This is a genomic window from Streptomyces sp. CY-1, from assembly GCF_047218265.1.
GTDB lineage: Bacteria > Actinomycetota > Actinomycetes > Streptomycetales > Streptomycetaceae > Streptomyces > Streptomyces niphimycinicus.
Genome location: NZ_CP178393.1, coordinates 2,716,518 through 2,729,170, shown reverse-complemented (window position 1 = coordinate 2,729,170; position 12,653 = coordinate 2,716,518). Strand labels below are relative to the sequence as shown.

13 protein-coding genes and 1 pseudogene are annotated in these 12,653 nt (G+C 70.3%); 11 read left to right on the top strand and 3 right to left on the bottom strand.

Annotated elements, in window-relative coordinates; all coding sequences use genetic code 11:
- The first annotated feature begins 5 nt into the window (after positions 1–5).
- Complete coding sequence (locus ACK1X7_RS11695) at positions 6–446, top strand: hypothetical protein (RefSeq protein ID WP_385145025.1); 441 nt, start codon at positions 6–8, stop codon at positions 444–446.
- On the opposite strand, the gene ACK1X7_RS11690 is transcribed toward ACK1X7_RS11695, so the two are convergent.
- Both ACK1X7_RS11690 and ACK1X7_RS11685 read right to left on the bottom strand, forming a co-directional pair.
- A complete protein-coding gene (locus ACK1X7_RS11690; protein ID WP_385145052.1) occupies positions 438–947 on the bottom strand; it encodes a tyrosine-type recombinase/integrase in 510 nt (169 codons plus the stop codon). The genes ACK1X7_RS11695 and ACK1X7_RS11690 overlap by 9 nt on opposite strands.
- A 146-nt stretch (positions 948–1,093) precedes the next feature.
- Positions 1,094–1,324 (bottom strand): annotated as a pseudogene (locus tag ACK1X7_RS11685) (site-specific integrase); the annotation flags it as partial.
- Positions 1,325–1,458: 134 nt separating this feature from the next.
- On the opposite strand from ACK1X7_RS11685, the gene ACK1X7_RS11680 reads away from it, so the two are divergent.
- From ACK1X7_RS11680 to ACK1X7_RS11635, 10 genes are all read left to right on the top strand, one after another.
- Positions 1,459–3,051 (top strand): B12-binding domain-containing radical SAM protein, encoded by a 1,593-nt coding sequence (locus tag ACK1X7_RS11680; RefSeq protein ID WP_236669566.1) that lies wholly within the window; start codon positions 1,459–1,461, stop codon positions 3,049–3,051.
- Between the two features lie 61 nt (positions 3,052–3,112).
- Positions 3,113–4,378 carry a radical SAM/SPASM domain-containing protein gene (locus tag ACK1X7_RS11675; protein WP_236669565.1) on the top strand — a complete coding sequence of 422 codons (1,266 nt, stop codon included), beginning with the start codon at positions 3,113–3,115 and terminating at the stop codon, positions 4,376–4,378.
- Positions 4,375–5,292, top strand: coding sequence for a phosphotransferase (locus ACK1X7_RS11670; protein ID WP_385142814.1), 918 nt, complete (start codon positions 4,375–4,377; stop codon positions 5,290–5,292). The genes ACK1X7_RS11675 and ACK1X7_RS11670 overlap by 4 nt, the downstream gene beginning before the upstream one ends.
- Positions 5,289–6,341 carry a hypothetical protein gene (locus ACK1X7_RS11665; protein WP_257630817.1) on the top strand — a complete coding sequence of 351 codons (1,053 nt, stop codon included), beginning with the start codon at positions 5,289–5,291 and terminating at the stop codon, positions 6,339–6,341. Before ACK1X7_RS11670 ends, ACK1X7_RS11665 begins: the two co-directional genes overlap by 4 nt.
- Entirely contained in the window at positions 6,338–7,168 is an 831-nt protein-coding gene (locus ACK1X7_RS11660) for a hypothetical protein (protein ID WP_059148740.1), read from the top strand. Before ACK1X7_RS11665 ends, ACK1X7_RS11660 begins: the two co-directional genes overlap by 4 nt.
- A complete protein-coding gene (locus tag ACK1X7_RS11655) occupies positions 7,165–8,181 on the top strand; it encodes a thymidylate synthase (protein WP_390793899.1) in 1,017 nt (338 codons plus the stop codon). The genes ACK1X7_RS11660 and ACK1X7_RS11655 overlap by 4 nt, the downstream gene beginning before the upstream one ends.
- Complete coding sequence (locus tag ACK1X7_RS11650) at positions 8,168–8,650, top strand: nucleoside 2-deoxyribosyltransferase (RefSeq protein ID WP_385142802.1); 483 nt, start codon at positions 8,168–8,170, stop codon at positions 8,648–8,650. Before ACK1X7_RS11655 ends, ACK1X7_RS11650 begins: the two co-directional genes overlap by 14 nt.
- Positions 8,647–9,456, top strand: a complete 810-nt coding sequence (gene thiD / locus ACK1X7_RS11645; RefSeq protein WP_385142799.1) for a bifunctional hydroxymethylpyrimidine kinase/phosphomethylpyrimidine kinase — start codon at positions 8,647–8,649, stop codon at positions 9,454–9,456. The genes ACK1X7_RS11650 and thiD overlap by 4 nt, the downstream gene beginning before the upstream one ends.
- On the top strand, positions 9,450–10,571 hold the full coding sequence (locus tag ACK1X7_RS11640) for an NAD(P)/FAD-dependent oxidoreductase (RefSeq protein ID WP_413115063.1): 1,122 nt from the start codon (positions 9,450–9,452) through the stop codon (positions 10,569–10,571). The genes thiD and ACK1X7_RS11640 overlap by 7 nt, the downstream gene beginning before the upstream one ends.
- Positions 10,568–11,293 (top strand): TenA family protein, encoded by a 726-nt coding sequence (locus tag ACK1X7_RS11635; protein WP_059148735.1) that lies wholly within the window; start codon positions 10,568–10,570, stop codon positions 11,291–11,293. Before ACK1X7_RS11640 ends, ACK1X7_RS11635 begins: the two co-directional genes overlap by 4 nt.
- On the opposite strand, the gene ACK1X7_RS11630 is transcribed toward ACK1X7_RS11635, so the two are convergent.
- Complete coding sequence (locus ACK1X7_RS11630) at positions 11,284–12,618, bottom strand: amidohydrolase family protein (protein ID WP_063805024.1); 1,335 nt, start codon at positions 12,616–12,618, stop codon at positions 11,284–11,286. The genes ACK1X7_RS11635 and ACK1X7_RS11630 overlap by 10 nt on opposite strands.
- Positions 12,619–12,653: the final 35 nt, after the last annotated feature.

The following is a 12,653-nucleotide window of genomic DNA, read 5'->3' as shown; positions in this document are numbered from 1 at the left end:
GTGACGTGGTTGAGATTGAGACGTTCCTGAAGGGTGTGGACGGTGGGTTCGTGCAGGTGGAAGCCTGTCGAACTCCACCGCCCGACCTTGACTACATTGAAGGTGCCATTCGGCTGTCCGTTGATGGATTGGAAATCATCGGCACTGAAGAGTGGGACTACGTCGACCAACTCTGGTGCTATATAGCCGAGATGGTGACGAAAGTGCAGTCGTCGGGTTACGCGGAGACGTATTTCCCGGATCAGCCGATCAAGCTCTCTTTTCAGGCCACCGGGACTCGCGTCTTGGTGACCGCCAAGATTGGCGAAGAAGTTAAGAGGGCAAATGCTTCGTCGGCGGATCTTCTGGAATCCGTCAAAGCGGCTGGAATGAGCTTCTTCAGGAAGATGTCCGAGCTCGCCCCGGATAATTCGTATTCTGAGGCGCAGCAGGAGCTGTCAGTTTGACCGAACCAGAGGCTCCGCCGGGAATGCTTGAATCCGGCGGGGCCTCTGGGGCTCTTGACGGCAGTAGTTGACGGCAACGTCAGCGGACGGGGGCCGCGCAGAGCGGTGGTTCGTCGCCGTCGTCGGCTTGCCGGTGATCTCGGCGGGGTTGCGGAGGGCGTGGCCGAGGAGGTTGATGGCGTCACGTTGGAGTCGGAGCCGGACGTGGGCGTAGACGGTGGCGGTGACGCCGATGTGGGGGTGCCCCAACAGCTCCTTGATCACGATGAGTTCCACTCCTTGCTCCAGGAGGAGGGTGGCCGCCGAGTGCCGGAGGTCGTGGAACCGGATGCGGCGGAGTCTGGCCTGGCGGAGCACGGTGTTGAAGTGCCGGGTGAGGGTGGATCCTTCGATCGGGGCGCCATCGGGGCGGGTGAAGGCGTAGCCGCTGTCCTTCCAGCCCGTCCCCGCTGCCTCGCGTTTCTGGAGTTGTCGGTCGTGATGCTGTTCGAGGGAGCGCAGGCACGGCGTCGGCAGGGCGATGCGTCGTTCGGAGCTCTTGGTTTTGGTCGGGAAGGGGGCAGGCCGGCGGAGTTGGTGCGCTGGAGAGTGCGTCGGATGTTGGCGGTTCCGCCGGCGAGGTCGAGGTCTTCCCAGCGCAGGCCGAGGAGTTCGGCCTTGCGGAGCCCGGTGTGCAGGGCGAGTTCGCCCAGTGACTGCAACCGGTGGCCGTTGGCAGCGGCCAGGAACTTGCGGGCTTCGTCGGCGGTGAGGGGTTCGAAGCGGCGGGGGCGGGGTGTGCCGGTGCGGACGTTGCACGGGATCTCCTGCTCCAAGCGGCTCTCGTGCGGCAACGCAAAATAGATGAAAACCACCTCTAACGGAGTCCTACTAGTCATCTCCCTTCTCTCTGTGCAGCTTGCTGGGTCGTCGGCGTCACGGGCCAGGGGAATGCGGTGAAGTTCGCGAGTGCGTGTCCGGCGGCGATCCGACGCCGACCCGGCAAAGATCGCCGAGGGCGATCCTGAACCCCATGAGCAAACGGAATGGGCCGGACCGCATTGTGCTGGCCACGCCCTCGCCGGTCACGCACCGCACCGCGGAGGAAAACCTCGGTCTTGGGTACCTCGCCGCCTACCTGCGTCAGGAAGGGTACGAGGTCGCGCTCATCGACGGCTGGCTGCAGGGTATCGACGTGGAGGCGCTGGCGCGGCGCATCGTCGATGCTCGCCCCGCGCTGGTGGGCTTCGCCTGCTACCGCAGCAACATGATGCCCGCCATCGAGGCCATGCGGCTGGTGCGCCGGGCCGGGGTCCGGCCGGTGACGGTGGCAGGGGGCTACGGTCCGACCTTCCACGCCGCGGAGTTCCTGGAGGCCGGATTCGACGCGGTGGTGCGCGGCGAGGGCGAGTTGCCGATGCGGATGCTCGCCCAACACGTGTGTACCGGCACCCCGTCGCTGGAACGCATTCCGGGTCTGAGCTTCCGCGACACCGACGGGACCCAGCGGCACAACGCCGAGCCCGCCCCCAAGCTCCCCTTCGCACAGTTGCCGCACCCGCACCGCGACACACTCGACCTGACGATCGCGCGGCGCAGCCTTGTGCACCTGCAGACAGCTCGCGGATGCCAGGCCACCTGCACGTTCTGCTCCATCATCGCCTTCGAGCGGGTCGGCGGCGGACCGACCTGGCGCCAGCGCAGCATCCGGGACGTCGCCGACGAGATCGAGCGGCTGTGGGAACAGGGCGCCCGGTATTTCAAGGTCATCGACGACTCGCTGGTCGAACCGCCGCGGGACGCCGCCTGGTGCGCCGAACTCGCCGACGAATTCGAGTCCCGCGGAGTGAGCCCCCGGCTGCGCGGCTCGATACGTGCCGACCGCGCCGAGGAGGACGTGGTCCGGGAGCTGGCCCGGGCCGGTTTCTTCTCCTTCTCCTGCGGTATCGAGAACTTCTCCCCCTCCGCCCTGCGCCGGATGGCCAAACGCGCCACTGTGGAGCAGAACTTCGCCGCTCTGGACCGCTTCCGGGCGCACGGCATCTACGTCCAGGCCGGGCACATCCTCTTCGACGACCGCACCACGCTGGCGGAACTGGAGGACAACTACGCCGCGATGCGCCACTATTCGTGGACGATTTCCAAGGGCATCTTCACCGAGATGTACGCCGCGGCCGGCACCCGCTTCACCAGGACGCTGACCAGGCGCGGCGGGCTGCAGATTGACCAGGACGCGCTCGGCAACACCCGCTACGACGTGCTGGATCCCCGGGTGCGGTGCGTCTACGGCGCGCTCAAGCGCTGGCAGAAGGAGCACGCGGCGGTCTACGACAAGGCCATCGACCCGCTTTCCGCCCCCAAGGCCTTGGACGACGCCGAACTCGCCCTGATGCACAGACTCTCCGTCGAACTGCGCGAGACGGACCTGGATCTCTTCCGCCTGCTGCTCGACGTCGCCACCGGGCCCACGGCCACCGCGCACCTGGAAGAGGAGATCCACGACCTGGTCGAGGCAGAGATCGCCCGCACCGCCCCCCACTACCGGAAGCTCGACACGCAGGTGGAGGAGGCGTATGGCGAGGTCGGACTCGTCTACGACGCGGACGACAACCCCTTCCTGTGCTGATCCCCTCCGACTGCCCCTACTCCTCCCGCCGCTGGAGAGTTCTCCCTTTTACGGAAAGGCCGTGGTCAACGTGTCCGAAGAGCAGAGCGCCAAAGTGGAACTCCCCTGGCAGCGCAAGTCGCTCCCGCTTGCGGTGATCGACGCGAAAGAGCACTTCACCCGGCCGGTGGGCCCGATCGAGCATGAGGACGCGGACGAGTGCCCGATCGACATCAAGAACATCGGCTGGACGCTCGGCAACGACTGTCCCTACCGCTGCACCCACTGCTACTCGATGTCCGCCCGCGAAAAAGGCATGGACTTCACACCCGAAATCGTCGACCGCATCGTCGAGCAGCTGGCGGCCAACGACGTCGAGACGGTGAACCTGGGCGGCAACGAACCGCTCTTCACCAACGGGCCGAACCCCAAGAACACCCTGCTGCCGAGGATCATCGACGGTCTGACCGACGCCGGCATCATCGTGGGACTCACCACCTCCGGTATCACGGCCCTGCACCTGGAGCGTGACCACAACGCGAGCTGGCGCCGGCTCAACGACCTCGACATCAGCTTCGACTCCCCGTTCGAGGACGAGCACAACGCCAACCGCGGCGCGAAGATCTACAAGCAGGCGATCCGCACCCTCGAGCTGGCCAAGGAGTACGGCCTCGACCACTCGATCATCATGTGCGCGATGAACTGGAACTTCACCCAGGCCCACCTGGAAGGCCTGCTGGAACTGGCGGTCAAGTACGACGCGCACCTGCGGATCAACCCCATCAAGCCCGTGGAGTCCAAACACATGGACTCGCTCCTGCCTGCTGAGCAGTACTACGAGGGCTTCTCCTTCCTGATGAAGCACTGCTCTCCGGTCGACCTCGGCGAGCCGCCGATCGCCGCGGTGACGGACTACCAGAACGCCAAGGGCTGCCCCTGCGGCCGGACCTCGTTCCGCATCCACTCCATAACACCTGACGGACGCATCCCGGTCTCGCCCTGCGTGTACCTGCACGACTACAAGGTGGGCGACCTGCGGGTCGACAACCTCTACGACATCATCCGCTCTCCGCAGTTCGCCTCCTTCCGCCGCCGCAACGCCAACCCACACCTGCTGGAAGGGTGCGAAGGCTGCGAGCTGCTGCAGTCCTGCCGCGGCGGTTGCGCCGGACGCTCCTACCTGCACCATGCGCACGAGACGGGCAAGCGCTCGCTGTTCGTGCGGGACCCGTACTGCCCCAAGGACGTCGCGCCCAAGCAAGAGTTCCCGCAGCAGCCCACGGTGCCGACCGACAAACGCCTGGTGCACATGGACTACTTGTGCACCTGGATCGGCAAGCCGAAGTGACCGCGCTGCCCGGGAAGGGCGGCGTCCTCGACGGGGCACTGGTCGACCTGGTGCCGCAGCGGGTGGCCGACCGGATGGCGGCACGGATCGGTGCCGAGCACCTGGTCCAGGTGCGAGCCGACAGCTTCAAGGAGAGATCGGCGAACGCCTGGTTCCGCGGCACGGCCCGCAGGCGCGAGATCTTCGTGAAGCTCTACGCACGACAGGACCGGGCGGTCGTCGAACGGCTGGTCGCCCGATCGCTCGGTCCGGCGTGCAGCACGCGCCTGCTGGACAGCGGAACGGCCCCGGACCTCGGCGGATACGCGGTCTTCGACTGGGAACGCCTCGTCCCGCTCCCGCCGACCGCCGACTCCGCCGCGGCTGCGGGCCGCCTACTGGCCGCCGTGCACGAGACGGCTCCACCCGGCGCCGCGCCGCTGCAGGACCAGACGCCCTGCGAGGCGCATCTCGAAACGCACCTGTCGGCGCTGGCCACCGAAGCGCCGGACCTGTACGGGTTGATCCGCGGGCGGCTGGCCGAACCCGCCCTGAGCACGCTGGTGCGAGAGGCCGGACGGCGTTCGGTGACCGCTCCGCGGGTGCTGCTGCACGGCGACTTCTCCCTGCGCAACGTCGCCCGCGGGGCCGGGGGCCGCGAGGTGGTCTTCGACTTCGAGCGGGCCGCGCTCGGCCCGTTCGAAGTCGACCTGCAGAGGCTGTGGGACCGGGAGCTGGCAGCGATCAGGGGCGGCCGCACGGCGTTCACCGCCGCCTACCGCCAGGAGCGGGACACGGACCCGGGACCGCCCGACCCGGTCCTGCTCGACTTTGCCCGCCTGTCCTGCGCGGTCAGCACGCTGACCGCGGCACGGCGCACCGACGACCCCGACTTCGAGGCCGAAGGCCTCACAATCCTGAAAGTCCTGCGATGACGACCAAGAGCTCGACGTCCCGTCTGCTGGCCGTTCCGGCGGCCGGTATCACGCTGACCGTCACCGGAGACCCCCGTACGGTGGCCGCGCTGGAGGAACTGGCCGCTCCCTTCTTCCCGCCCTCCTGCGGCCCGGACGGACGGTCTCTGCGCACGCCACCCGCCCCGGAGAGCCACTGGCAGCTGGACCTGGTCCGGGGACCCGCCGGTGGCACGGCGGAGGCCGAACCGGACGGCACCCCCGCGCACCGCACGGACTTCGACACGGCCGCTCGCCGGATCACCGTGCTCTGCGCCGAGGCCGAGTGGCTGCCGGTGATCGGCCTCCGGTATGCCCGGACCCTCAGCCGGGCGGTGGCGATCGGGGCGGGCGCCGTCCCGCTGCACGGCGCGGCCGTGGAACTGGCGGGCACCGGGATCATCCTGACGGGCGAGAAGATGGCCGGGAAGACCACCGCCGCGCTGTCCCTGGTCCGAAGCGGCGGCGCACTGATCTCCAACGACGACGTCCTGCTCGTCGCAGGCCCGGAGGGCTGGCGGATGGTCGGCGGGCCGCGCTCGGTGGGCATCCGGATGGAGTCACTGGGCGAGCACCGACCGGTGCTCTCGGCGGCCCGGCTCGCCGAGGCGACCGGCGCGCACCCCTCCAACCGCCCCGGCAAGCGGTTCCTGGCCCCCGGAGCGGTCGAGCGGATAGGCGGCTCGGTACAGGTCCAGGCTCCGGCCCACGTGCTCATCGAGCTGGTCAGCGACCCGGATCGATCCGTACGGCACCGATCGGGCGATCACGCACTCGACGACAAGGAGGCAGCCACCGTGCTGCGCGCATACCTGGAGGATGCCGCCGACCGACGGCGTTTCGACCTGATCGACGCCCTTGGCGCCCCGCCGCCCTCACTCACCGCCGACGTCCTCGGCTCCGTGGTGGGCTCGCTGCGGTTCTTCCGCTTCACCCACCCGGTCAGTGGCTGGGTGGACGCCTTCCTGGACTTCGCCCGCGCCGTCGCACCGGTCTCCTCCGCCATGGCCGCCTGGACGGTGACCGCATGAAGCTCGGAGTCGTCCTGCGCGCCGAGAACCTCATCCGGGAGAAGGAGTTCCGCCACAACCGGGTGGTCACTCCTTACGGCCCGGTGGACCGCATCTTCAGCGGTGCCCTGCACGGGGTGGAGACCCACTTCCTCTACGGCCGCTTCCCCGGCCGGCGCACACCGAGCTGGGAGATTCCCTACCAGGCCAACCAGAGTGCCTTCGACGAGTTGGACGTGGACCACCAGATCGGTACCTTCGTCGTCGGCGGCGTCGACAAGGCGGTGCGCGGCGGCGACCTCGTCGTCCCGCACGACCTGATCAGCTTCTCGGGTCCCGGCATCAGCCTGCCGCCGCGCGATAACCGTTTCAGCAACGCGCACGTCGTCCCGGCGTTCTGCCCCCTGCTGCGCTCGCTGCTGCTCCGCGGGGCGCGCGAGACCGGGACGGCCGTGCACGAGAGCGGGGTGTACTTCAACTTCTACGGCTTTGCCCGCATCGAGACGGACGCCGAGCTGAGCCTGATGGAAAAGCTGGGCGTCCGGCTGGTCGGGCAGACCCTGGACCCCGAGTTCACCCTGGCACGGCTGCGCCGGCGGCATTACGCCGCCATCGCGGTGGCGATCGACTCCTACCACGACATGAAGAACGAGGCGGAGCAGGACCCCGACGTGTTCCGCGCCCGCTCCCGGCAGGCGATCGCCGACGGACGCGAGCACTTCGAGCGCATCATCGAGGCAGGACTGGCCACCCTCGGCGACGCCCCCGCCGAGGAGTGCGGCTGCGCGCGCGTCGCGACCGGCAACCACCGCGACATGTTCTCCTCCTTTCCCGAGGACCTGCTGTGAACCGCTTCCAGGGGCTCCAGGACGCCTACCTGCACCATCTGGCCGAGCTGCTGGACGAGCCGCAGTTCCGTAACGCCCCTCGCGGCCACGACAGCCAGGAGATCATCGGTTCCGGCTTCACCCTGGACGACCCGCTGCGCCGCCTGGTCACGCACCCGGTCCGGCGCACCAATCTGGTGTTCAACTTCGCCGAGGCCCTCTGGTACCTCTCCGGGCGCGACGACCTCGCCTTCCCGGCCCACTACGCGCCGAGTCTGACCCGGTACTCCGTCGACGGCAGGCACCTGACCGGCACCGCCTACGGGCCGCGGATCTTCCGCCACGGCCCCGGCGCGCTTGACCAGTGGGCCGCCGTCACGGAGACGATCCGGAAGGACCCCGACACCAAGCGCGCGATCATCCAGATCTTCGAACCGCGCGAGCTCCTGGTCCCGGCCAACCCGGATGTCGCCTGTACGCTCGCCCTGCAGTTCCTGCTGCGCGAGGGCAGGCTGCACGCAGTCGCCTACATGCGCGCCAACGACGCCTACCGGGGCATGGTCAGCGACGTCTTCTCGTTCACCTTCCTCCAGGAGGCGATGGCACGGCAGCTCCGCGTGCCAGTGGGCACGTACACACACGTCGCCGGATCACTGCACCTGTACCGGCCCGATGTGCAAGCGGCTGCCCGCCTGGTGGCGGATGGCACGCGCGGTGACCTGCCGCCCCACCGCATGCCCGCGCTCCCCGAAGGGGACAACCGGCCCCATGTCGCCCGGGTGCTGGAACTGGAGGAGGCGCTGCGCACGGGCGCGCTGCGTCTGGATGCCGACCGGATCGACGCCCTCGGCATGCCCCTCTACTGGGCGCAGGTCGTCACCCTCTTCGAACTCCACCGGCGGGCACTCGCCGCAGAGCCCGCCGGCGACCTGGCCGGCCTGCTGCCTCCGCTCTACCGCCACCTGATGTACCGCCGCTTCCCCACCCTGGGTGCGGCCCCGTCCTCCCTGGAGGCCACCGATGCCGCAGTCTGAACCGCGACCCGCACGCCTCACCGTCTTCCTCGGCGGACCCTTCAAGGGCCTGCTCGACCCGGTCACCGGAAGAGTCCCAGAGGCCGACCGGGCCGGCTACACCACCCTGATCGACGCGTTCGAGGAACGAGGATGGCGGGTCTTCAGCGCTCACCGGACCGAGGCTTGGGGCGACGCACTGGTCAGCGACCAGGAGTGCACCCGGCGCGACTGGGAGTGGATGCTGGGCTGCTCGGTGTTCGTGGCCCTGCCCGGCCAGCCCGCCTCCCCGGGCACCCACGTGGAGCTCGGCTGGGCCTCCGCACTCGGCCGCCCGACGGTCGTCCTGGTGGAACCGGGCACCGAGTGCGCCGCGCTGGTCGGGGGACTGCCCGGGATCGCCCCCGTACGGCTTCTGGAGCACACCGGTGACACCAAGGCCGTGTGCGATGCGGTGGAGGACGCGGCGTGGACGGGGGTACCGGCGTGAGCGGGAACCCCGCCGGGCCGCGCGCTCGCTGCCTCACCATCGGCTCCTCCGACTCCGGCGGCGGGGCGGGCATCCAGGGCGATCTGAAGGCGTTCGCCCGGGCCGGCGTCTACGGCGCCAGCGTGATCGTCGGTGTGACGGCGCAGAACACCCTGGGCGTGACCGCCACGACGTCGATCGGCACCGGCATGGTCGGCCACCAGATGAAGGCGGTGCTCGACGACATCGGCACGGATGGAGTCAAGATCGGCACCACCTGGAGCGCTGAACTGATCTGGCTGCTGGTGGACCGGCTGGTCTGGCTGGACGAGGTGCCGGTGGTCCTCGATCCGGTGATGGTGAGCGCAGCCGGCTCCGCACTGGGCGGCGACGAGGAAGCGGTGACCGCGGTACGCGAGGGACTGCTGCCGCTGACCTGGGTGGCGACCCCGAACATGACGGAGGCACGGCGGCTGACCCGGCTGGAGGAGGAGAAGGACCCGGCGAAACTGGCCGAGGCGATCGTCGAACTCGGCGCTCGCGCCGCCCTCATCACCGACGCCTTCCCCGGCGGCGCCGGCGACTGGCTCTTCGACGGTGAACGGCATCACGAGATCACCGGACCCCGGCGCGCCTCCGGATGTGACCACGGCGCCGGCTGCGCGCACTCCGCGCTGCTCACCGCCTTCCTCGCCCGGGGCATGCCGCTGACCCGCGCCGCGCGCACCGCGCACGCGACCGTCTCGCTCGCCATCGAGCACGGCGCGGCGGACATCGGGAACGGCCGCCATCCGGTCGAGCTGACCGCCGGAAGCCTGCCGTGGTGACTCGACTGGGCTGCGATGTCGCGGTCCTCGGCGCGGGAGTGGTCGGCCTCTCCACGGCCTGGCTGCTCGCACGCCAGGGGGCCGCCGTCACCCTGCTCGACTCCGGAACGGCCGGATCCGGGGCCTCGCTCGGCGCGCAGGGCCAGCTCGTGCCGCCCTCGCCGGAACTGCGGCCGTTGTGGCAGCGAAGTCTGGCCCTCTACGCGGAACTTGCGGAACGCACCGGGATGCCCTGGGACGCCGAGCCCCCCGGCACGCTGGTCCTCTCCGCGCCCGGCGCGGTCGACACCAGTAGAGCGCGGACCTTCCCGGATGCCGAGGTGCTCACCGGGGAGGAGCTGCGCACGCTGGAACCCGCTCTCGGTCCGCTGGTCACGGCGGGCCTGCTGCTCTTTGAGGGCCGCCGCATCGAGCCGTCGGCGGCCGTCGGCGCGCTGCTGGCCGAGGCTGCCGTTGCCGGGACGGCGCTGCGCCTCGGTCTGGGACCCCTCCGGCTGGAGGAGGCCGGTGCGTCCGGGTGGGCGTTCGTGCGCGCCGACGGGGAGCGGTTCACGGCACCCCGCGTCGTGATCGCCGCCGGGGCCGGCGCGCGGGCCCTGCTCGCCCCCCTCGGGCTGCGCGTTCCGCTCACCTCCGTGAGTGGGCGGGTACTGGTCACCGAACCCGCGCCGTTCACCCTCGACCACGTCCTGGCCGAGTCGGTGATCGGCGTGCCGCGGTCAGTGGCACTGCTGGCCCATCAAACGCCGGACGGCGGCCTCGTTCTCGGCGGCTCCTGGTACCCGCACGACGAGGCAGAGCCTGACGACCTCGCGGAGCGGATCCTGCGCCGCGCCGACGAGCTGGTCCCCGGCGTGGAGCGGCTGCGGATCACCGCCCAGCGCGGCGGCCTGCGGCCGTTCCTGCCCGACCGCGCCCCCGTCGTCGACCGCCTGGCACCCGGCCTCTACGGCTGCTTCGGACACGGCGGCGAGGGCTACATCGCCGGCCCCGGCTCGGCCGACCTGCTCGTCGGTCTGCTCAACGCCGAACAGGACGGGCGGGCCGCACCCGCCGCGGAGCAGCAGGCATTGCTCGCGGGGTTCCGGTTCGGACGATGGAAGGAGCCGACATGAGTTTCCTCCAGGAGTGCCGTCGGCACTGCGCCGACGTCTGGGAGGCCTACCGCCACCATCCCTGGATCGAGGCGATGGCGGCGGGCACGCTCAGCCCGGAACGCTTCGTCTTCTTCCAGCTCGACGACGGTCCGCATGTCGCCGAGTTCAACCGCACCCTCGCCCTGGGCATCGCCAAGGCCCCGGTCGGGCACGCGTGGGCCACGGCCGCCGCCCACGTCCTGGACGACCTGTCGACCGTCGGTGAACTCGGCGAGAAACGCTCCCTGGTCGAGGAGATCGGCTTCCGCGCCGAACCCGCCTTTGACCGGTGGACCTGCTCCCCGGCCCGCGAGGGCTACCTCAACCACCTGGTGCGCGTGGGATACGAGGGCACCTTCGCCCAGATCGCCGCCAGTGTCTACCCGTGTTCGCTCTTCACCGAGGTGATCGGGGAGCGCTTCGCGGGCGTGGAGATCCCCGGCCCGCCCGCCTACCGCCGCTGGGCGGACATGTACACCCGGCGCACCCGCACCGAGATGTGCGCGGCGCACGCCCACGTGGTGGAGCGGGCCGCCGCCGAGGGGGGAGCCGCCGAACGGGCCATGCTGCAGCGGCTCTACCGCCGCAGTCTGGAGCACCAGGTGCGCGTTTTCGACGCGGCTTGGGAACTCGACGGAGCCTGGCCGGGCGGCGCGGTGGCCCAGGCCGCCCGTGCGGTCGCCGCGGAGGACTACCCGTGACGGCCGAGGTCGACCGTGCCCGGCGCGAAGTCCCCCACCAGCTCGCCGCGCGGGCTGACGGTGCGGGCGACCTCGCGTCCGTGCCGCACCACGTGCAGCCGGGCGGGCAGCAGCCGCAGCGCCTGCACCGGATCGGAGGCGTCCAGCAGTACGAAGTCGGCGGGGCGGCCTTCGGCGATCCCGTAGCGTTCGCCGAGCCGCAGCACCCGCGCGCCCGAGACGGTCACCAGGTCGAGCACCCCGGCCAGTTGCGTGTGTCCGGTGAGGTGGCCGAAGAGCGCGCCCAGCTGGGCGACGGCGAGCATATCCCCGGTGCCCAGCGGCAGCCAGGCGTCGAGGACGGAGTCCTGTCCGAAGGCCACCGTGACACCGGCCTCCAGCAGCTGCGCCACGGGCGCCATGCCGCGGCGCACCGGCGGCGCGTCACCGCGGCCCTGGAGCACCGCGTTGACCATCGGATTGGCCACCACCGCGATCCCGGCGCGGGCGAGCAGCCCGGTCGCCGCCGCGAGGGTGCCCGGGTCGTAGGCGGCCATGGCGGTGCAGTGCCCGAGCGCGACCCGGCCCTGCCAGCCGCGGGCGAGTGTCTCACGGGCCACGACCTCGGCCAGCCGGGAGCCCGGATCGTCGCTCTCGTCGCAGTGCGGATCCATGTCGGCGTCGAACTCCTGCGCCACGTCGAAGAGTTCCTTGACGTGCCGCTCCGCGTCCCGGGGCGTGCGCTCGTAGTGCGGGATGCCGCCGACCACGTCGCAGCCCTTGGACATGGCCGCGCGCAGCGCCTCGCGCTGGCCGGGCTCGCGCAGCAGCCCGTCCTGCGGAAAGGCCACCAGTTGCACATCGCAGACGCTGCGGGCCTCCTCCCGCAGGTCGATCAGAGCGCTCAGCGCGTCCGGGGCGCCCGGACTCACGTCCACGTGGCAGCGCACGTGCAGAGTGCCGGCGGCCACCATCCAGCGCAGCACCTCGCGCGCGTTGCCGTAGATCTGTCGGCCCGTCAGCCGGGTCTTACTCCGCGCCCAGACAGCGATTCCCTCCCGCAGCGTGCCCGAGCGGTTGGGGTCGGCCGGATCCAGGGTGAGCGCGGAGTCCAGATGCATGTGGGCATCGACGAACGGCGGCACCACCAGCCGCCCGTCGGCGTCGATGACCCGGGCGACGGTGGCCGGCGTGCCGCGCCCGGACGACGCACCGATCCGGGCGAACCGCCCGTCGCGCACCAGGATGTCCACCAGGTCCGGTTGGTCGGCCAGCCGTGCGCGCCGCACCATCAGTTGCGCCGGTTCCGGTGCTTCCTCTGTTCCTCGGGCCGGTTGCGTGATCATGCCCAGATTATGTCCGCCCCGGTCCGGCCCTCCCA